Origin of the sequence: Pseudomonas sp. lyk4-R2A-8, from assembly GCF_030209095.1 — a bacterium.
In the GTDB taxonomy this organism is placed as follows: domain Bacteria; phylum Pseudomonadota; class Gammaproteobacteria; order Pseudomonadales; family Pseudomonadaceae; genus Aquipseudomonas; species Aquipseudomonas quebecensis.
Window position 1 is genome coordinate 122,509 of the sequence record NZ_JARVSS010000002.1, and the last position, 21,050, is coordinate 143,558.

17 protein-coding genes are annotated in these 21,050 nt (G+C 62.7%); 9 read left to right on the forward strand and 8 right to left on the reverse strand.

The annotated features are described in order from the left end of the window. Positions 1–35: 35 nt before the first annotated feature. From QRN10_RS01820 to QRN10_RS01850, 7 genes are all read right to left on the reverse strand, one after another. Positions 36–1,046, reverse strand: coding sequence for a chemotaxis response regulator protein-glutamate methylesterase (locus QRN10_RS01820; RefSeq protein WP_285427749.1), 1,011 nt, complete (start codon positions 1,044–1,046; stop codon positions 36–38). After that, the gene (locus QRN10_RS01825) at positions 1,043–3,310 is read right to left on the reverse strand and encodes a hybrid sensor histidine kinase/response regulator (RefSeq protein WP_266248201.1); all 2,268 of its coding nucleotides are present in this window, start codon (positions 3,308–3,310) and stop codon (positions 1,043–1,045) included. The genes QRN10_RS01820 and QRN10_RS01825 overlap by 4 nt, the downstream gene beginning before the upstream one ends. Further along, positions 3,307–4,005, reverse strand: a complete 699-nt coding sequence (locus QRN10_RS01830) for a chemotaxis protein CheW (protein WP_285427750.1) — start codon at positions 4,003–4,005, stop codon at positions 3,307–3,309. Before QRN10_RS01830 ends, QRN10_RS01825 begins: the two co-directional genes overlap by 4 nt. Continuing rightward, a complete protein-coding gene (locus QRN10_RS01835; RefSeq protein ID WP_253510871.1) occupies positions 4,002–5,255 on the reverse strand; it encodes a CheR family methyltransferase in 1,254 nt (417 codons plus the stop codon). The genes QRN10_RS01830 and QRN10_RS01835 overlap by 4 nt, the downstream gene beginning before the upstream one ends. Next, positions 5,252–5,764: a chemotaxis protein CheW gene (locus QRN10_RS01840; RefSeq protein WP_181079136.1), complete on the reverse strand. Its 513-nt coding sequence runs from the start codon at positions 5,762–5,764 to the stop codon at positions 5,252–5,254. The genes QRN10_RS01835 and QRN10_RS01840 overlap by 4 nt, the downstream gene beginning before the upstream one ends. Further along, complete coding sequence (locus QRN10_RS01845; protein WP_181079133.1) at positions 5,764–7,386, reverse strand: methyl-accepting chemotaxis protein; 1,623 nt, start codon at positions 7,384–7,386, stop codon at positions 5,764–5,766. The genes QRN10_RS01840 and QRN10_RS01845 overlap by 1 nt, the downstream gene beginning before the upstream one ends. A 150-nt stretch (positions 7,387–7,536) precedes the next feature. Further along, positions 7,537–8,244, reverse strand: a complete 708-nt coding sequence (locus tag QRN10_RS01850) for a tellurite resistance TerB family protein (protein ID WP_181079130.1) — start codon at positions 8,242–8,244, stop codon at positions 7,537–7,539. 167 nt (positions 8,245–8,411) lie between these two features. On the opposite strand from QRN10_RS01850, the gene QRN10_RS01855 reads away from it, so the two are divergent. The 9 genes from QRN10_RS01855 to QRN10_RS01895 all read left to right on the forward strand — a co-directional run bounded on the left by QRN10_RS01855 (position 8,412) and on the right by QRN10_RS01895 (position 20,551). Then, complete coding sequence (locus QRN10_RS01855) at positions 8,412–9,323, forward strand: LysR family transcriptional regulator (protein WP_253510865.1); 912 nt, start codon at positions 8,412–8,414, stop codon at positions 9,321–9,323. 132 nt (positions 9,324–9,455) lie between these two features. Next, the gene (locus QRN10_RS01860; RefSeq protein ID WP_285427753.1) at positions 9,456–10,913 is read left to right on the forward strand and encodes a gamma-aminobutyraldehyde dehydrogenase; all 1,458 of its coding nucleotides are present in this window, start codon (positions 9,456–9,458) and stop codon (positions 10,911–10,913) included. 71 nt (positions 10,914–10,984) lie between these two features. Next, positions 10,985–12,136, forward strand: a complete 1,152-nt coding sequence (gene ydcS, locus QRN10_RS01865) for a putative ABC transporter substrate-binding protein YdcS (RefSeq protein ID WP_181079121.1) — start codon at positions 10,985–10,987, stop codon at positions 12,134–12,136. A gap of 140 nt (positions 12,137–12,276) precedes the next feature. Beyond that, complete coding sequence (locus QRN10_RS01870) at positions 12,277–13,311, forward strand: ABC transporter ATP-binding protein (RefSeq protein ID WP_253510863.1); 1,035 nt, start codon at positions 12,277–12,279, stop codon at positions 13,309–13,311. Position 13,312: 1 nt separating this feature from the next. Beyond that, on the forward strand, positions 13,313–14,245 hold the full coding sequence (locus tag QRN10_RS01875; protein ID WP_285427754.1) for an ABC transporter permease: 933 nt from the start codon (positions 13,313–13,315) through the stop codon (positions 14,243–14,245). Continuing rightward, a complete protein-coding gene (locus QRN10_RS01880) occupies positions 14,235–15,044 on the forward strand; it encodes an ABC transporter permease (RefSeq protein ID WP_253510856.1) in 810 nt (269 codons plus the stop codon). Before QRN10_RS01875 ends, QRN10_RS01880 begins: the two co-directional genes overlap by 11 nt. 170 nt (positions 15,045–15,214) lie before the next feature. Then, on the forward strand, positions 15,215–16,639 hold the full coding sequence (locus tag QRN10_RS01885) for a gamma-aminobutyraldehyde dehydrogenase (protein WP_285427755.1): 1,425 nt from the start codon (positions 15,215–15,217) through the stop codon (positions 16,637–16,639). 66 nt (positions 16,640–16,705) lie between these two features. Beyond that, positions 16,706–18,568, forward strand: coding sequence for an NAD(P)-binding protein (locus QRN10_RS01890; RefSeq protein ID WP_181079107.1), 1,863 nt, complete (start codon positions 16,706–16,708; stop codon positions 18,566–18,568). 357 nt (positions 18,569–18,925) lie between these two features. Beyond that, on the forward strand, positions 18,926–20,551 hold the full coding sequence (locus QRN10_RS01895; protein WP_181079104.1) for a glucan biosynthesis protein D: 1,626 nt from the start codon (positions 18,926–18,928) through the stop codon (positions 20,549–20,551). A 43-nt stretch (positions 20,552–20,594) separates the two neighbouring features. Here the strand turns inward: QRN10_RS01895 and QRN10_RS01900 are convergent, their stop codons facing one another. Beyond that, the gene (locus QRN10_RS01900; RefSeq protein ID WP_181079101.1) at positions 20,595–20,780 is read right to left on the reverse strand and encodes a hypothetical protein; all 186 of its coding nucleotides are present in this window, start codon (positions 20,778–20,780) and stop codon (positions 20,595–20,597) included. Positions 20,781–21,050 lie beyond the last annotated feature (270 nt).

The following is a 21,050-nucleotide window of genomic DNA, read 5'->3' on the forward strand; positions in this document are numbered from 1 at the left end:
TACCACCTGCAAACCAGCACCGCGCAAGGCCTTGCTCATTGTGCAAAGACCTCCAGCAGACGAGGCGCAATTCTATCCAGTGGGCGAATTTCAACAGCGGCATCGATTGCCGCCGCCGCTTTGGGCATGCCATACACCGCCGAGCTCTGCTGATCCTGGGCGATGGTCAAATAACCTTGTTCACGCAGCAACTTGAGGCCCTGGGCCCCGTCACGGCCCATGCCGGTCAGCAATACGCCGACGGCATCGCCATTCCAGTGGCTGGCGACGCTCTCGAAAAACACGTCGATCGAAGGGCGATAGATCTCGTTCACCGGCTCGGCGGTATAGGCCAGCGTACCGTTCTTCAATAAACGAATGTGATGGTTGGTGCCGGCCAGCAACACCACCCCGCTCTGGGGCGGCTCACCTTCACGGGCCAGGCGCACCGGCAGGCCGCAAGCGCTGCCGAGCCATTCGGCCATGCCGGCGGCGAATACCTGATCGACGTGCTGGACCAGCACAATGGCGGCAGGGAAATCCCGGGGCAAGCCCTTGAGCAGGGTTTCCAGGGCCGCAGGACCACCCGCCGATGAGCCGATGGCCACCAGGCGCTGGCGTTTACCCTCATGGCGCGGGGGCGCGACTTCAGCGCGCACACGGCTGCCGCGCTGGCCGATCAGCCAACCGATATTGAGGATCTTGCGCAGCAACGGCGCGGCCGCATCCCTGGGGTTGCCCACGCCCAGCGCCGGTGTATCCACCACATCAAGGGCGCCATGCCCCATGGCTTCGAACACACGACTCACGTTGGCCTGGCGGTCGACGGTCACGATCAGGATCGCACACGGGGTCTCGGCCATGATCTGGCGCGTGGCCTCCACGCCGTCCATCACCGGCATGATCATGTCCATCAGGATCAGGTCCGGGGTCAGCTCGGCGCAGCGCTGCACCGCGTCCAGGCCATTGCTGGCCACCCACACCACCTCATGCGACGGCTCGAAACTCAACGCACGGCGCAAGGCCTCGACCGCCAGGGGCATGTCGTTGACGATGGCGATCCTCATGCCCGCGCGCCTCCGATCAGTTCCATCACCGCATCAAGCAAGGCGTCGTCGTGGAAACTGGCCTTGGCCAGATAATAGTCGGCCCCGGCGTCGAGCCCGCGCCGGCGGTCTTCTTCGCGGTCTTTGTACGACACCACCATCACCGGCAACGATTGCAGGCGACTGTCACGGCGCAAGAGTGTGACCAATTCGATACCGTCCATGCGGGGCATATCAATGTCAGTGATCAGCAGGTCGAAGTCCTCGGAACGCAAGGCGTTCCAGCCGTCCATGCCATCAACGGCCACGGCCACTTCGTAGCCACGATTAAGCAACAATTTGCGTTGCAGTTCACGCACCGTGAGCGAGTCATCGACCACCAGCACGCGTTTGCGCGGTGCTTCGGTGGTCTGCTGGCTGCGGCGGGCAATGCGCTCCAGGCGGCCGGTATTGAGCAACTTGTCCACCGAGCGCAGCATGTCTTCGACATCGACGATCAACACCACCGAGCCGTCGTCGAGCAACGCACCGGCGGAAATGTCCTGAACCTTGCCCAGGCGATCGTCCAGCGGCAACACCACGAGCGTGCGCTCGCCGATGAAACGCTCCACCGCGATACCGTACACCGCGTCACGCTCGCGGATCACCACCACTTTCAGCGTTTCTGAAGGGCTCTGCCCCGCCGGGCGCTGCAGCAGCTGGCTGGCGGCGACCAGGCCGACATGCCGGCCTTCGTGCCAGAAATGCTGGCGCCCTTCCAATTGCACAATGTCCTCGGGCGCCAGGTCGCACATGCGCTCGATATGCGCCAGCGGGAACGCATACGCCTCTTCGCCGACCTCCACCACCAGGCTGCGCACCACCGACAGGGTCAGCGGCACCTCCAGATGGAAGCGGCTGCCCTGCCCCGCCGTCTGCTCCAGCACCACCGCGCCGCGCAACTGGCGCACCATATGCTGCACCGCGTCCAACCCGACGCCGCGCCCGGAGACCTCGGTGACTTTGTCGCGCAGGCTGAACCCCGGAAGGAACAGGAACGTCAGCAACTCCTCCTCGCTCAAGCGTAATGCGGTTTCCAGCGGCGACAGCTTGCGCTCGACGATAGTGCCGCGCAGGCGCTCCAGGTCCACCCCATTGCCGTCGTCGCTCAGTTCCAGCACCAGCAACCCCGCCTGGTGGGAGGCGCGCAGGCGGATCAGCCCTTCGGCCGGCTTGCCCGCCAGTCTGCGCTGCTCGGGCATTTCGATGCCGTGATCGACGGCATTGCGCAATAAATGCGTGAGTGGCGCTTCGAGCTTTTCCAGCACGTCGCGATCGACCTGGGTTTTCTCGCCTTCGATCTCCAGACGCACCTGCTTACCCAGGCTGCGGCCAAGGTCGCGCACCATGCGCACTTGCCCACCGAGTACGTCGGCAAATGGACGCATGCGACAGGCCAGCGCGGTGTCATAAAGCACCTGGGCGCGCTGCCCGGCCTGCCAGCCGAACTCATCGAGCTCGGCGGTTTTTTCCGCGAGCAGCGCCTGGGCTTCTGCCAACAGGCGGCGTGCATCGGTCAGGGCCTCCTGGGCTTCGAGGTTCAAGTGCTGGGTCTTGAGCTGACCGTCCAGGGTGTCGAGGGCGCGCACGCTCTGGCTTTGAATACGCTTGAGGCGCTGCAGGCTGACCAGGTACGGCTTGAGTCGCTGGGTTTCCACCAGGGACTTGCTCGACAGGTCCAGCAGGCTGTTCAAGCGCTCGGCGGTCACGCGCAGCACGCGCTCGCCGCCCTCGGTCATGCGCTTGCCTTGGCGCGGCGGGTCGCTGGCGACGGGCGGTGCCGGCTCGGGTTCCGGCGCCAGTGCTTCGGGCGCCGGCTCGGGTACCGTCGGTGGCGCGATTGCGGCGCTCGGTTGCGCGGGGTCCAGCAAGCGCTCCATCGACGCCACGTATGCCTCGATATCCGCCGGCCCTACGTTATTGCCAGGCGTGGCGATGCGCATCAGCAGGTCGGTGCCTTGCAGCAACGCATCGATATGTTCAGGTTGCAGGTACAGACGACTTTCCTGGGCGCTGACCAGGCAGTCCTCCATGACGTGGGCCACGCTGACCCCGGCATCCACCCCCACGATGCGCGCCGCGCCCTTGAGGGAGTGGGCCGCGCGCATGCAGGCCTCAAGCTGGTCGGCCTGGGTCGGGTTACGCTCCAGCGCCAGCAGCCCCGCGCTCAGCACCTGGGTCTGCGCATCGGCTTCCAGGCTGAACAGCTCCAGCAGCGAGGCATCGCGCATCTGGTCGGGGGTCATGTAAGGCTCCGGGTCACGGCAGACAGCAATTGTGCCTCGTCCAGCCAACGCAGACTGCGGCCTTTCCACTGCAGCACGCCCTGGGTGTAGCGCGCGCTGGCCTGGGTGCCGGACACCGACGCCGCGCTCAGCATGCGCTCGTCGATGGCGTGGATACCGTCCACTTCATCCACCGGCACCACCACCGGGCCATCCTGGGCGGAAATGATCAACATCCGCGGCATGCTGCGCCCGCCACCGGGGCCAGCGCCGGCGGCGTCCAGGCCAAGCAGTTCCACCAGCGACAGGCACGCCACCAGCGCGCCGCGCACATTGGCCACGCCGAGCAGGGCGCGTGAGCGCTGGTGCGGCAAGGAGTGAATCGGTTGCAGCGGTGCCACTTCCACCAGGCAACGGGTAGCGATACCGAGCCACTCCTCGCCAAGGCGGAACATCAGCAGTGAACGGGTGACCACGTCCTCGTCGACTGTCTCGGCGACGTGGGCGCGATGATCGCCCTGCTGCAACGCATAGCGGTCCAGCAGGCGCGTGGCGGCGGCGGAATACACCGAGCAGTTCCGGCAGTGGATATGCTCCACCAGCAGCGGGCAGGATTTGTCGCCATGGATGCCGATGCGATTCCAGCAATCGTCGATGGCTTGGGTGTCGGCCAGGGTCAGGTCCAGGCCGGTGGTGTCGAGCGCGTCACTACTCATGGTTTGGACTCACTGTCAGCTCGCTCGCTGCGCACGGCCCGCGCCTGCAAACGACGCGCCCCCGCACGGTCGCCCTGGGACTCCAGCAACGCGGCCAACTGCATCAGGGCCTGCGGATGCTGGGGTTCCAGGTACAAGGCTTTTCGATAATACCCCTGCGCCTGCAGGGCGCTACCTTCCACATCGCTGAGCAGCCCCAGCCAATAAAACACCTGGGCGGCCGGCGGGTGGTTGCTCAAATATTGTTCGCACGCAGCACGCGCTTCGGCACTTTTGCCTTCGTTGGCCAGGGTCGCGATACGGCTGAGCAAGGTGCCCGCCTCGGACGGCGACACCTGGATCGGCATCACCTGGGCACTCACCGTGCTGAACGGCCGAGGCTTGGCGGGAATCGGTGCTGCGCTGCGTTGCGGCCTGGGCGTCGGTACAAAGGTCGGCGCCGGCTTGGTCGGCTCGACATGTCGGCTGAAGGCAAAGGACTGCGGCACGCCAATCGAACGCATGCCATGACGTCCAAGCAGACTGCCCTCGGCCGGGCCGATGAACAGCACGCCGTCAACGTGGGTCAAGCGCTTGAGCACGTCGAACACTTGCTGTTGGGTCGGTTGGTCGAAGTAGATCAACAGGTTGCGGCAGAACACGAAGTCATAACTGGCCTCACTGGCCAGCAGCGCCGGGTCGAGCAGGTTGCCCACTTGCAGGCGCACCTGCTCACGCACGCGCTCGGCGATGTGGTAACCGTCGCCATGCTCGGTGAAGTGGCGTTCGCGAAACGCCAGGTCGCCGCCGCGAAACGAATTTTTGCCGTACACGCCGCGCCGGGCGCGCTCCACCGACAGTGGGCTGACGTCGACGCCCTGCACCTTGAACTGATGCGGCGCCAGGCCGGCATCAAGCAAGGCCATGGCGATCGAGTAAGGTTCTTCGCCGGTGGAACACGGCAGACTCAGGATGCGCAGCGCACGCATCTGGTTGATCTCGGCCAGGCGCGTGCAGGCCAGGCGCGCCAGGGTTGCAAAGGATTCGGGGTAACGGAAAAACCAGGTTTCAGGGACGATCACCGCTTCGATCAGCGCCTGCTGCTCGTCGTGGGAGCGCTGCAGGTGCTGCCAGTAATCATCCGGCGTGCGCGCCTCGACAGCTTTGCTGCGCTGGCGCACCGCGCGCTCGATGATGGCCTCGCCCACCGACGCCACGTCCAGGCCTATGCGCTCCTTGAGAAAAGCGAAAAAGCGCGGGTCGTTACTCATAGGCTTTGCTCGTCGGCGAACAACAGGGCACGCACGTCGTCGGTGAGCAGATCGTTGACGCCGATCCACTGCATCAAGCCCTGTGCATCCTCACGCACCAGCCCCAGGTACGGCGCCTCGCGGTTGTCCAGGCCATACGCTTGGAACTCTTCAAGGCCGCAACGCAGGGTGTCGGTGGCCTGCTCCAGAATCAGCCCCAGCCGGCGCGCCGCAACCCAGGGCTGCGGCTGGTAGTGCACCAGTACCAGCCGCGTGCTGGTGCGGGCCTGGGCCGGTGTGCCGAAAGCCAGGGCGCTGAGGTCGATCACCGGCACCAGCGCGCCCCGATGGGCAAAAATCCCCGCCACCCACGCAGGCGCGTGAGCGATGGGCTTGAGCGGCAGGCGCGGCAGCACTTCGGCCACTTCGGTGGCCCGCAGGGCATAGCGTTCGCTGCCGATATGAAATACCAGGAACAACGCTTTTTTCGCTGCCGGGACGGCGCCGCGTTTAGCCGCGAGGTCGCTCATCAGACTTTGAAACGCGACACGCCGCTGCGCAGACCCACCGCAACCTGGCTCAGTTCATCGATGGCGAAGCTGGCCTGACGCAGAGACTCCACGGTCTGGCTGCTGGCGTCGCCCAGTTGCACCAGCGCATGGTTGATCTGCTCGGCACCGGTGGCCTGGGCCTGCATGCCTTCGTTGACCATCAGCACCCGCGGCGCCAGCGCCTGGACCTGATGAATGATCTGCGACAGCTGCTCGCCCACCTGCTGCACTTCGAACATGCCTCGACGCACTTCCTCGGAGAATTTGTCCATGCCCATCACCCCGGCCGACACCGCCGACTGGATCTCACGCACCATCTGCTCGATATCGTAAGTCGCCACGGCGGTCTGGTCGGCCAGGCGCCGCACCTCGGTGGCCACCACGGCAAAGCCGCGCCCGTACTCACCGGCCTTCTCGGCTTCGATGGCGGCATTGAGCGACAGCAGGTTGGTCTGGTCGGCGACCTTGACGATGGTGACCACCACCTGGTTGATGTTGCCGGCCTTCTCGTTGAGGATCGCCAGCTTGGCGTTGACCAGGTCGGCGGCGCCCATCACCGAGTGCATGGTTTCTTCCATGCGCGCCAGGCCCTGCTGGCCGGAACCTGCGGCCACCGATGCCTGGTCGGCGGCGGTGGAGACTTCGGTCATGGTGCGCACCAGGTCCTTGGAGGTGGCGGCGATTTCGCGGGACGTGGCGCCGATCTCGGTGGTGGTCGCGGCGGTTTCGGTGGCGGTGGCCTGTTGCTGCTTGGAGGTGGCGGCGATCTCGGTAACCGAAGTGGTCACCTGCACAGACGAGCGCTGGGCCTGGGACACCAGGGCGGTCAGCTCGGTCATCATGTCGTTGAAGCCGGTTTCCACCGCGTTGAATTCGTCCTTGCGCGACAGGTTCAGGCGTTTGCTCAGATCGCCGGTGCGCATGGTTTCGAGGATTTCGACGATACGCTGCATCGGCGACATGATCGCGCGCATCAGCAGCAGGCCGCACAGGCCGGCGGCGAGGATCGCCACGGCCAGGGACACGAACATGCTGACTTTGGCGGCAGCTACGGCTTCATCGATAGCGGAGGTGGCGTTGTCGGACACGCCTTTGTTTTCGGTGATGATGTCATTGAGCTTCATACGGCCTTCGGTCCAGACAGGCGTCAGTTGCTCTTCGAGCAGGTCGTGCGCGGCCGGTAAATCATTGGCCTGGATGCGCTCGATCACCTGGGCCAGAACCTTGTTGTAATTGATGTGCGCAGCCTTGAAGTTATCGAACTCCATGCGGTCGGCCTGGTTGCCGATGGTTTTCTCGTAGTTGGCCATCTGCTGTTCGATGCGCTTTTCAAAACTCTGATAATCGCTCTTGTCGGCGCTGGTGAGGGTCTTGTCTTCACGCATGCCGATGATATCGAGGGTCAGCAGATAACTGTCGACCCATGCGCTGCGGATCATGGAACTGAGATACACCCCCGGCACCGCGTCATCGCGCACGGCCTCTTGCCCGGCTTCGATTTTCATTAACCGTGAATAGGAGACCACGACCATTAACAGCATGATGGCGATAACGACCGCAAAACTTGCCAGGATCCGTTGGCGCAAGGTCCAGTTCTTCACAGTAATTCCTCGAAGGCCCATTCAAATGGGGGGGAGTATAGCTGAGCAGCAGCGCTCATTTATGAATGGGTTTTGGTGGGGTACCGACATAAACACTAAAACGTCGGTGGGAGGGGCAGGCCCCTCCCATACTTTGTTTGAAACCGGTGGTTATGGGTTAAGGCGTACCTGCTTTTCCAGTTCCAGCTTCAAGCCCGGCTCCAGTTTGAGCTGGCGCGCCAATTCATCCAGATAGGCCTTTTCCATAAAGTTTTCCTCATCCACCAGCATCACACTGGCGATGTACATCTCGGCGGCCATTTCCGGGGTGCCGGCGGCGCGGGCGACATCGGCAGGGTCCAGGGGCTTGTTCAGTTCGGCGTGCAGCCAATGCTGCAATTCGCGGTCGTTGTCCAGCTTGGTGAATTCGCCTTCGATCAGTGCGCGCTCGCGCTCATCCACATGCCCGTCGGCCTTGGCGGCCGCGACCAATGCCTTGAGGATGCCCTGACTGTGCTGCTCGGCCTGGGCCGGTGGCAGACGGTCGATGGTCTGCGGCTCGCCCTGGGGCGCGCTGGCCTGTTGCGCCTGCCAGTTACCGTAGGCTTTGTAGGCGATGACGCCCAAGGCGGCCAGCCCGCCGTAGGTCAGCGCCTTGCCGCCGAATTTGCGGGCTTTCTTGTTGCCCAGCAACAGCCCCATGGCACCGGCAGCCAGGGCCCCGCCACCGGAGCCACCGAGCAGACTGCCCAGGCCGCCACCGCCGAGCAGACCGCCCAAGGCGCCCTTGTCTTCCTGTTTGCGCTGGCCGCCGGCCTTGTTCTGCAACATGTCCTGGCCGGACTTGAGCAACTGATCGAGCAATCCACGGGTGTTCATAACAGCCTCCAGATACTTGAGTTCATAGGACCAATAGGCCGCCAGCGTAAAACTAAGTGCCAAAAAGCCTGGATCTAGAGTGCTTCCAGATGTAACGCAGCTGCCCTTCGCTAAAACCGATATACACTCGCGCACATCTATAAAAACAGCCTTCTGGTAATTCCCGCATGATGACCTTGCGTCAAATTCGCCACTTCATTGCGGTGGCCGAGACCGGCTCGATCTCCGCCGCAGCGCAGACTGCGTTCATTTCCCAGTCGACTCTGACCCTGGCGATCCAGCAACTGGAGCAGGAGATTGGCGTCAACCTGTTCAATCGCCACGCCAAGGGCATGACCCTGACTCACCAGGGCCATCAGTTCCTGCGTCAGGCGCACCTGATTCTCGCCACCGTCGACAACGCCAAGCGCAGCCTGCAACAGAGCACCGACCAGGTAGCCGGGCAATTGATCATCGGCGTGACCAGCCTGGTGGCCGGCTATTATCTGGCCGACCTGCTGACCCGCTTCCAACGCGCCTACCCCAATGTGGAAATCCGCGTGATGGAAGACGAGCGGCCGTATATCGAGCACTTACTGGTCAGCGGCGAAATCGACGTGGGTGTCCTGATCCTCTCCAACCTTGAAGATCGTCACGCCCTGCAGACCGAAGTCCTGACCCATTCACCTCATCGCCTGTGGCTGCCGGCGCAGCATCCATTGCTGGAACACGACAGCATCAACCTCGCCGACGTGGCGCGCGAACCGTTGATTCAACTGAACGTCGACGAAATGGACCATAACGCCCAGCGCCTGTGGGCCGGCGCCGGCCTGCAACCGCGCGTGACCCTGCGCACGGCCTCCACCGAAGCGGTGCGCAGCCTGGTGGCGGCGGGCCTGGGGGTGTCGATCCAGCCGGACATGACCTACCGCCCATGGTCGCTGGAAGGCGACATCATCGAAGCGCGGCCGATTGCCGACCTCAGCCAGACCCTCGACGTGGGCCTGGCCTGGCGCCGTGGCACCGCACGGCCAACCCTGGTGGACCCGTTCCTCACCGTGGCGCGCGAACAGCCACACCCACGCAAGCCATCTATTTAATCGAATGCTGCATTCAGTATTTAGTATTTGTTGACCTCGCGCCCGCGCTCTACTCTCGGCTCATCCATAAGAGAAAGCCGGGCGCCTTGTAAGAGAACGCCCATGGCCACACAAGAAAAGAGATCGCGAAAAATGTCCGGCGCGCCCACCCCGCTGCTCACTGCGTTGCTGATCGACGGCGAATTGGTTCAGGGCCAAGGATTTGTCGAGCCGATCCTCAACCCGGCCACCGGTGACGTGCTGACTCACATCGCCGAAGCCAGCACCGAGCAAGTCGAAAGCGCCATCCTCGCCGCCCATCGTGCATTTGCCGGTTGGTCGCGCACCACGCCGCAGCAACGCTCCAACCTGCTGCTGGGCATCGCCGATGCCATCGAAAAACAAGCCGACTACCTGGCCCGCCTGGAATCGCTGAACTGCGGCAAGCCGTTGCATCTGGCGCGCCAGGATGATTTGAGCGCGACGGTGGACGTGTTCCGTTTCTTCGCCGGCGCGGTGCGTTGCCAGACCGGCCAACTGAGCGGCGAATACCTGCCGGGCTACACCAGCATGGTGCGGCGCGACCCGATTGGCGTGGTGGCCTCGATTGCGCCGTGGAACTACCCGCTGATGATGGCCGCGTGGAAGATTGCCCCGGCCCTGGCCGCCGGCAATACCCTGGTGTTCAAGCCGTCGGAACACACGCCGTTGTCGATCCTGGCCCTGGCGCCCGTGCTTAAAGCGCTGTTGCCACGCGGGGTGATCAACATTCTGTGCGGCGGCGGCGAAGGCGTTGGCAGCCATCTGGTCAGCCACCCCAAGGTGCGCATGGTGTCGCTGACCGGCGATATCGTCACTGGCCAGAAGATTCTGCAAGCCGCGTCCAAGACCCTGAAACGCACGCACCTGGAACTGGGCGGCAAGGCACCGGTGATCGTGTGCAACGACGCCGACCTGCAGGCCGTGGTCGAGGGTGTGCGCGCCTATGGCTATTACAACGCCGGGCAGGACTGCACCGCCGCGTGCCGCATCTACGCCCAGGCCGGGATTCACGACAAATTGGTCGCCGAACTGGGTGCCGCCGTCAGCAGCCTGCGCTTTGCCGGCAAACGCGATGCCGATAACGAACTCGGCCCGCTGATCAGCACACGCCAGCGCGACCGCGTCGCCAGTTTCGTCGAACGCGCCCTCGGCCAGTCCCACATCGAACGGGTCACTGGCGCCGCGGTGCATTCCGGTGCCGGTTTCTACTACCAACCCACGCTGCTGGCCGGTTGCAAGCAAGGCGATGAAATCGTCCAGCGCGAAGTGTTCGGCCCGGTGGTCACCGTGACCCGCTTCGATGAATTGGAGCAAGCGGTGGACTGGGCCAACGACTCCGAATACGGCCTGGCTTCGTCGGTGTGGACCCAGAACCTGGACAAAGCCATGCAAGTGGCCGCGCGCCTGCAATACGGCTGCACCTGGATCAACAGCCATTTCATGCTGGTCAGCGAAATGCCCCATGGCGGCTTGAAGCGTTCGGGGTATGGGAAAGATCTGTCGAGCGACTCACTACAAGACTACAGCGTGGTGCGCCACATCATGGCGCGTCACGGTCAGCACCTTTAAAACAACAACTAAGCTCATGCGTCACGGCTTCACACACTGCCCCGACCATAATTAAAGAAGAGGGAACCCCCATGTCCGCGCACAAGACCGCACTGCTCAGTGCCTTGACCACCGCGCTGCTGGCCAGCGCCAGCCTGCAGGCCGCCGAACCGCTCAAAGCACTCGGCGCCGGCGAAGGCCAATTGGATATCGTCGCCTGGCCCGGCTATATCGAACGTGGCGAAAGCGACAAAGCCTACGATTGGGTCAGCGGTTTCGAGAAGGAAACCGGCTGCAAGGTCAATGTGAAAACCGCCGCCACCTCTGACGAAATGGTCAGCCTGATGGCCAAAGGCGGCTATGACCTGGTGACCGCCTCCGGCGATGCGTCGCTGCGGTTGATCGTCGGCAAGCGTGTGCAGCCGATCAATACGGCGCTGATTCCCAACTGGAAAAACATCGACCCGCGTCTCAAGGATGCGCCGTGGTACGTGGTCGGCCAGCAGACCTACGGCACCCCGTACCAGTGGGGGCCGAATGTGCTGATGTACAACACCACCGTGTTCAAGACCGCACCCACCAGTTGGAGCGTGCTGTTCGCCCCGCAGAACCTGCCGGACGGCAAGCCGAACAAGGGCCGCGTGCAGGCGTATGACGGCCCGATCTACATTGCCGATGCGGCGCTGTACCTCAAGGCCACCCAGCCGGAGCTGGGCATCCAGAGCCCCTACGAACTGACCGAAGCCCAGTACAAGGCCGTGCTTGACCTGCTGCGTGCCCAGCAACCGTTGATTCACCGCTATTGGCACGACACCACCGTGCAGATGAGTGACTTCAAGAACGAGGGCGTGGTGGCCTCCAGCGCCTGGCCATATCAGGTCAACGGGCTGGTCAACGAGAAACAACCGATCGCCTCGACTATTCCCAAGGAAGGCGCCACCGGCTGGGCCGACACCACCATGCTGCACAGCGAGGCCAAACACCCCAACTGCGCCTACAAGTGGATGGACTGGTCGCTGCAGCCGAAGGTCCAGGGCGATGTCGCCGCATGGTTCGGCTCGCTGCCGGCGGTGCCGGCCGCGTGCAAGGAGAGCGAACTGCTCGGCGCCGAGGGTTGCAAGACCAATGGCTTCGACCAATTCGACAAAATCGCCTTCTGGAAAACCCCGCAGGCCGAGGGTGGCAAGTTCGTGCCGTATAGCCGCTGGACCCAGGATTACATCGCGATCATGGGCGGCCGGTAACGACCTTCAGGTTATCTGAAGGTCTCCTGTGGGAGGGGGCAAGCCCCCTCCCACATTGACCGCACTCACAGATGTTTTGTTTTTTCAGAAGTCCAGGCCGGGCCGCTGCGACGACCCGCGCCTTTTTGGAGCACCGCACCATGACGCTTGCAGTCCAATTCACCCACGTTTCTCGTCAATTCGGCGAAGTGAAGGCCGTTGACCGGGTGTCCATCGATATCCAGGACGGCGAGTTCTTTTCCATGCTCGGCCCCTCCGGCTCGGGCAAGACCACTTGCCTGCGCCTGATTGCCGGTTTCGAGCAACCGAGCGCCGGCTCGATCCGCATTCATGGCGAGGAAGCCGCCGGCCTGCCGCCGTATCAGCGCGACGTAAACACCGTGTTTCAGGATTACGCACTGTTCCCCCATATGAATGTGCGCGACAACGTGGCCTACGGTCTGAAGGTAAAGGGCGTAGGCAAGGCCGAACGCCTCAACCGCGCCGAGGAAGCCTTGGGCATGGTGGCGCTGGGCGGCTACGGTGAGCGCAAACCCGTGCAGCTCTCCGGCGGCCAACGCCAACGGGTAGCCCTGGCCCGGGCGCTGGTCAATCGTCCGCGCGTGCTGTTGCTCGACGAGCCATTGGGCGCCCTCGACCTCAAGCTGCGCGAACAAATGCAAAGCGAGCTGAAAAAGCTGCAACGCCAGCTCGGCATCACTTTTATCTTCGTGACCCACGACCAGACCGAAGCGCTGTCGATGTCCGACCGCGTGGCGGTGTTCAACAAGGGCCGTATCGAACAGGTCGATACTCCACGCAACCTGTACATGAAACCGGCCACGGCGTTCGTCGCCGAATTCGTCGGTACCTCCAACGTGATCCGCGGCGAACTGGCCCGGCGCCTGGGCGGCAGCGCCCAGCCGTTTTCGATCCGCCCGGAGCACGTGCGGTTTGCCGAAGGCCCGCTGGGCGCCGGTGATGTGGAGATCAGCGGCGTGCTGCATGACATCCAGTACCAGGGCAGCGCCACCCGCTTTGAGCTGAAATTGGACAACGGCCAGACCCTGAACATCAGCCAGGCCAACAACCAGTGGCTGGACACCAGCGGCGCCCATCAGGTCGGCCAGCCCCTCACCGCGCGTTGGGCGCGGGAAGCCATGACGCCGCTGACTGACAGCGCAGGCGAGGTGTGACATGAGCCTGGCCCTTTCCCAACACGCGCCGATGCGCAGGTTTTCCAACCTGCTGTACCGCAAGCCCAACCTGTACCTGGCAATGCTGCTGGTGCCGCCGCTGATCTGGTTCGGCGCGATCTACCTGGGGTCGTTGCTGACCCTGCTGTGGCAGGGCTTCTACACCTTCGATGACTTCACCATGGCGGTCACTCCAGACCTCACCTTGGCCAACTTCGCCGCGCTGTTCCAGCCGTCGAACTTCGACATCATCCTGCGCACCCTGAGCATGGCGATCGTGGTGTCGATTGCCAGCGCCATTGTCGCCTTCCCGATTGCGTACTACATGGCGCGCTACACCACCGGCAAGACCAAGGCGTTTTTCTACATCGCCGTGATGATGCCGATGTGGGCCAGTTACATCGTCAAGGCCTACGCCTGGACCCTGCTGCTGGCCAAGGGCGGCGTGGCGCAGTGGTTTGTGCAGCACCTGGGGCTGGAGCCGGTGCTGCATTTCGTGCTGGGCATCCCCGGCGTGGGCGGCAGCACCTTGAGCACCTCGCACCTGGGACGGTTCATGGTGTTCGTCTATATCTGGCTGCCGTTCATGATTCTGCCGATTCAGGCGTCCCTGGAGCGTTTGCCGCCGTCGTTGCTGCAAGCCTCGGCCGACCTGGGGGCCAAGCCGCGCCAGACCTTTATGCAGGTGATTCTGCCGCTGTCGGTGCCGGGGATCGCCGCCGGGTCGATCTTCACGTTCTCGCTGACCCTGGGCGACTTTATCGTGCCGCAACTGGTGGGCCCGCCGGGCTACTTCGTCGGCGGCATGGTGTACGCGCAACAAGGTGCCATCGGCAATATGCCCATGGCGGCGGCGTTCACCCTGGTGCCGATCGTGCTGATCGCGATTTACCTGTCCATCGTCAAACGCCTGGGGGCCTTCGATGCACTCTGAAAAAGCCACTCTCGGTCTGCGCATGGCCGCCTGGGGCGGCCTGTTGTTCCTGCACTTTCCGATCCTGATCATCTTCCTCTACGCCTTCAACACCGAAGAAGCCGCGTTCAGCTTTCCACCCCAGGGCTTTACCCTGAAGTGGTTCAGCGTGGCGTTCGCACGGTCCGACGTGCTGGAAGCGATCAAGTTGTCGCTGCAGATCGCTGCCATCGCCACCCTGATCGCCATGGTGCTCGGCACGCTGGCCTCGGCGGCCTTGTATCGACGGGAGTTCTTCGGCAAACAGGGCGTGTCGCTGATGCTGATCCTGCCGATTGCGCTGCCGGGGATCATCACCGGTATCGCTCTGCTGGCGACGTTCAAGACCCTGGGCATCGAGCCGGGGATGTTCACCATCATCGTCGGCCACGCGACCTTTTGCGTGGTGATTGTCTACAACAACGTCATCGCGCGCCTGCGCCGTACCTCCCACAGCCTGATCGAGGCGTCGATGGACCTGGGCGCCGACGGCTGGCAGACGTTCCGCTACATCATCATGCCCAACCTGGGCTCGGCGTTGCTGGCCGGCGGCATGCTCGCGTTTGCGCTGTCGTTCGACGAAATCATCGTCACCACCTTCACCGCCGGGCATGAACGCACCTTGCCGCTGTGGTTGCTCAACCAGTTGAGCCGGCCACGGGATGTGCCGGTGACCAACGTGGTGGCGATGCTGGTGATGCTGGTGACGATGTTCCCGATCCTGGGCGCTTATTACTTGACCCGCGGCGGTGAAAGCGTGGCGGGGAGTGGCGGTAAATAACTTGGCCACTGAAGGAACGCGGTTCAAATGTGGGAGGGGGCTTGCCCCCGATAGCGGTGTGACAGCCAACACAGCTGTCACTGAACCACTGGCATCGGGGGCAAGCCCCCTCCCACATTTAAATCCGGTTTCTTCAGGGAAATAACACGCGTTTTTTGGAGGACTCAATCATGCAAACCAAACTGCTGATCAACGGCCAACTGGTACAAGGCGAAGGCCCGGCACAAGCGGTGTTCAACCCGGCCCTGGGCCGTGTGCTGGTGGAAATCAACGAAGCCAGCGAAGCCCAGGTCGACGCCGCCGTGCGGGCCGCCGATGCCGCGTTTGAGAACTGGTCGCAGACCGCGCCCAAGGACCGCTCGCTGCTGTTGCTCAAATTGGCCGACGCCATCGAAGCCCACGGTGAAGAGCTGGCCAAGCTGGAGTCGGACAACTGCGGCAAACCCTACAGCGCCGCGCTCAACGACGAGATCCCGGCGATTGCCGACGTGTTCCGCTTTTTTGCCGGCGCCAGCCGCTGCATGAGCGGTTCGGCCGGCGGCGAATACTTGCCCGGCCATACCTCGATGATCCGCCGCGATCCGGTAGGCGTGATCGCGTCCATCGCGCCGTGGAACTACCCGCTGATGATGGTCGCGTGGAAAATCGCCCCGGCCCTGGCCGCCGGTAATACCGTGGTGCTCAAACCGTCGGAGCAAACCCCACTGACGGCGTTGCGCATGGTGGAACTGGCGTCGGAGATCTTCCCGGCCGGCGTGCTCAATCTGGTGTTCGGCCGTGGCCCGACCGTGGGCAGCCCACTGGTGCAGCACCCGAAAGTACGCATGGTGTCACTGACCGGTTCCATCGCCACCGGCGCGAACATCATCGCCAACACTGCCGACAGCGTGAAACGCATGCACATGGAGCTGGGCGGCAAGGCACCGGTGATTATCTTCAACGATGCGGACATCGACGCCGCCGTTGAAGGCATCCGCACCTTCGGCTTCTACAACGCCGGCCAGGACTGCACGGCGGCGTGCCGCATCTATGCCCAGGCGGACATCTACGACGCGTTTGTCGAGAAGCTCGGCGCGGCGGTCGCCAGCATCAAGTACGGTTTGCAGGATGACCCGAACACCGAGCTGGGGCCATTGATCACCGCGCAACACCGCGACCGCGTGGCCGGGTTTGTCGAACGTGCCGTGGCACAACCGCATATCCGTTTGATCACCGGCGGCAAGGCCGTGGAGGGCAATGGGTTCTTCTTTGAACCGACCGTGCTGGCCGACGCCCAGCAGGACGACGAAATCGTGCGCCGCGAGGTGTTCGGGCCAGTGGTGTCAGTGACCAAGTTCAACGACGAAGCCCAGGTGCTGGGTTGGGCCAACGATTCGGACTACGGCCTGGCCTCGTCGGTATGGACAGCCGACGTAGGCCGCGCCCATCGCCTGGCCGCGCGCCTGCAGTACGGCTGCACCTGGGTAAATACCCACTTTATGCTCGTCAGCGAAATGCCCCACGGCGGTCAGAAACTGTCGGGGTATGGCAAGGACATGTCCATGTATGGCCTGGAGGACTACACCACGGTCCGGCATGTGATGTTCAAGCACTGATTCGCCGCCCCCCCCTGCACGCAGGCGCTTGCAGGGGGCTCATAACAATAATTTTCAGGATTGCCCATGGACATCACCCGCCGCGACTTCCTCAACGGCGTCGCCATCACCGTCGCTGCCGGCATGACGCCGCTGCAGATCCTTCGGGCCGCGCCCGACGGTCGCTATTACCCACCCGCCCTCACCGGCCTGCGCGGCAGCCATGTCGGCGCCTTCGAAGTGGCGCACCAGATGGGTTGGGAAAAGAAAGTCTTCGACACCGATAAATTGCCCATCACCGAGCACTATGACCTGGTGGTGGTCGGCGGTGGCCTGAGCGGCTTGTCGGCGGCGTGGTTCTACCGCGAGAAACATCCGAATGCGAAAATCCTGATCCTGGAGAACCACGACGACTTCGGCGGCCACGCCAAGCGCAATGAGTTCCAGGCCGGCGGCCGCATGATCATCGGCTACGGCGGCAGTGAGGCCTTCCAGTCGCCCAACCACCTGTTCAGCAAACCGGTGAACGGCCTGCTGAAAAAACTCGGGGTGACTATCAAGCGCTTCGAAACGGCCTTCGACCGCCAGTTCTACCCAAACCTGGGGCTGTCGCGCGGGGTGTTCTTCGACAAGGAGAATTTCGGCGAAGACAAACTGGTGACCGGCGACCCGACGCCGATGGTGGCTGACGACATCGCCCCGGACCAGTTGCATGCGCGTGCCCTCGGTGACTTCATCAATGACTTCCCACTGCCGACCGCCGACCGCCAGGCGCTGATCGAGCTGCACACCGCCCCCAGGGACTACCTGCCCGGCAAGAATGCCAAGGAAAAGGCTGACTACCTGGCAGCCACCAGCTACCGGGATTTCCTGCTCAAGAACGTGGGATTGTCGGAAGGTGCGGTGAAGTATTTTCAGAGCCGTACCAACGACTTCATGGCCTTGAGCATCGATGCCGTGGCTGCGTCCGATGCCTACAATGTGGGTTTCCCAGGTTTTGGCGGAATGAATCTGGCACCTATCAGCGAAGAAGCCGCCGCAGAAATGGAAGAGCCCTACATCTACCATTTCCCGGACGGCAATGCGTCGCTCGCACGCCTCCTGGTGCGCAGCCTGATTCCGGGGGTGGCGCCAGGGCACAGCATGGACGATATCGTGCTGGCGGCCTTCGACTACGCCAGGCTCGATCAACCCAAGGCACCGGTGCGCCTGCGTTTGAACAGCACGGTGGTGAGCGTGCGCAATGTCGGCGATGGCGTGCATATCGGCTACAGCCGAGGCGGACAACTCGCACAGGTGCGCGGCAAACGCTGCATCCTGGCCTGCTACAACATGATGATTCCTTACCTGCTCAAAGGCCTGCCCGCGCCTCAGGCCCACGCCTTGAGCCAGAACGTGAAATTCCCGCTGGTGTACACCAAGGTAGTGATCCGAAATTGGCAAGCGTTTCAGAAGCTGGGGGTGCATGAAATCTACGCGGCCACCCAGCCGTACAGCCGCATCAAACTGGACTACCCGGTGAGCATGGGCGGTTACGACCACCCGCGCGACCCCACGCAACCCATCGGCCTGCACATGGTCTACGTGCCCACCAGCCCCAACAGCGGCATGAACGCCCGCGACCAGGCCCGCGCCGGACGTGGCCGCTTGTATGGGCAGACATTCGAGCAACTGGAAGCGCAGTTGCGTGACCAACTGCAACGCATGCTCGGCCCAGGCGGATTCAACCATGAGACGGATATTCTGGCGATCACAGTGAATCGCTGGTCCCACGGCTATGCGTATTTTTCCAACAGCCTGTTCGATGACGCCGACGAAAGCGAAGCGCTGATGAACCTGGCGCGCAAACCCCTGGGGCATGTGAGCATCGCCAACTCGGACGCGGCGTGGAGTGCGTACGCCCATGCGGCGATCGACGAGGCGTACCGAGCCGTGGGCGAAGTGGCCTGAAACACACCTCTGACAGACAATACAAAACTCTTTGTGGGAGGGGGCTTGCCCCCGATAGCAGTGGGTCAGCACTGAAATAGTTGGCTGATACACCGCTATCGGGGGGCAAGCCTGCTCCCACATTGGATTTTCATAATTCTTGAGTAATGTGTTCGTCCACAGCCCCGGAAATGTCTTGTCGCATTTGCAATGCCATCACCCCGCCACCAATCAATTTTCCTCCTCCACCGAACCGCTTAAGCTATCCGGCGTCTGTTTAATGTCCGTAGCGTTTGGCCGAAGGCATGTCCGAACCGTATTTTCTGATCCAGCACGTGCCAGGAACGGCGCGGGATTTGCTCACGACAGGTTGTCTCTATGCATCGCAGGAATTTGCTCAAAGCGTCCATGGCCATTGCGGCTTATACCGGTCTGTCGGCCAGTGGCCTGCTCGCTGCCCAGGCCTGGGCCGGGAACCGCGCCGCCGATGGCAAAGCCGTGGCGTTCGACTTCGAAACGCTCAAGGCCCAGGCCAAACAACTGGCCGCAACCGCCTACAAAGACACCAAACAAGTACTGCCGCCGACGCTGGCGACCATGACTCCGCAGAACTTCAACGCGATCGGCTACGACGGCAACCATTCGCTGTGGAAAGAACTCAATGGCCAGCTCGACGTGCAATTCTTCCACGTCGGCATGGGTTTCAAGACGCCGGTGCGCATGCACAGCGTCGACCCCAAGACGCGTGAAGCGCGTGAGGTGCATTTCCGCCCTTCACTGTTCAACTATGAAAAAACCACGGTCGACACCAAACAGCTGACCGGCGACCTGGGTTTCTCCGGCTTCAAACTGTTCAAGGCGCCGGAGCTGGACCGTCATGACGTGCTGTCGTTTCTCGGCGCCAGTTACTTCCGCGCGGTCGATTCCACCGGTCAGTACGGGTTATCCGCCCGCGGTCTGGCGATCGACACCTACGCGAAAAAGCGTGAAGAGTTTCCCGATTTCACGCAGTTCTGGTTCGAGACCCCGGACAAGAACGCCACCCGCTTTGTGGTCTACGCCCTGCTCGATTCGCCGAGCGCCACGGGTGCCTATCGCTTCGATATCGACTGCCAGGCCAACCAGGTCGTGATGGCCATCGACGCGCATATCAATGCGCGCACCGCAATCGAGCAACTGGGCATCGCGGCGATGACCAGCATGTTCAGTTGCGGCACCCACGAGCGCCGCATGTGCGACACCATCCACCCGCAGATCCACGATTCGGACCGCCTGGCCATGTGGCGCGGCAACGGCGAGTGGGTCTGCCGTCCGTTGAACAACCCGGCCAAGTTGCAATTCAACGCATTCGCCGACACCGACCCGAAAGGCTTCGGCCTGGTGCAGACCGACCATGAGTTCGCCAGCTACCAGGACACCGTGGACTGGTACAGCAAACGCCCAAGCCTGTGGGTAGAACCCACGACAGCCTGGGGTGAAGGTTCGATCGACTTGCTGGAAATTCCCACCACCGGCGAAACCCTGGACAACATCGTGGCCTTCTGGACCCCGAAAAAACCGGTGGCCGCCGGCGATTCGCTCAACTACGGCTACAAACTGTACTGGAGCGCCCTGCCGCCGGTAAGCACGCCGCTGGCGCAGGTGGATGCCACCCGCTCCGGCATGGGCGGTTTTACCGAGGGCTGGGCACCGGGCGAGCATTATCCAGAGGTATGGGCACGGCGTTTTGCCGTGGACTTCAAAGGCGGCGGCCTGGACCGCCTGCCGGCCGGCACCGGGATCGAACCGGTGGTCACCTGCTCCCACGGCGAGGTAAAGGATTTCAGCGTGCTGGTGCTCGACAACATCAAGGGCTACCGCATTCTGTTTGACTGGTACCCGACCAGCGACAGCGTGGAGCCGGTGGAATTGCGCCTGTTCATTCGCACCCAGGACCGCACCTTGAGCGAAACCTGGCTGTACCAGTACTTTCCGCCGGCACCGGAGCAGCGCAAGTACACGTGATAACAAGGGGGGAGCACCCGCTCCCCCCTGACTGGAGGGCGGATCAGAACCGCGACACGCTTTTCATCGCGCCAATCAAATAGCGCATGGCCACCTGATCGTCCTCCGTCAATGCGCGATACTGCGCCAGCAGTTCCACTTCGTCCGAACTCAACCTTCGCCCCCGCAAAGACACCCTGCGCGTCAGAAATGACGTCACCACACCCGCTACACCATAGGACTTGGCCATGGACTGCTTCTCCTGATATCGAACAACTACTCCTTGCGCCCATCACCTGCGTCCCGTGAAGCGCAACGCCCCGACGGCAAGCCGACTGACTTCCTGGGCCAGAAATCAGGCTTACCGTAAGCGTAGAAACAATCTCGCAGCGCGTGGGATTTTTTTAGAGTATTCACTTAAAAAAATACTTGGGTAACAAATACCTACAGCCTTTTCCCCATCGCGAGGCGTAAAAAAACCCACCGGGCCAGGGCAATGCCAGTCAGTTAAGGAGGAACA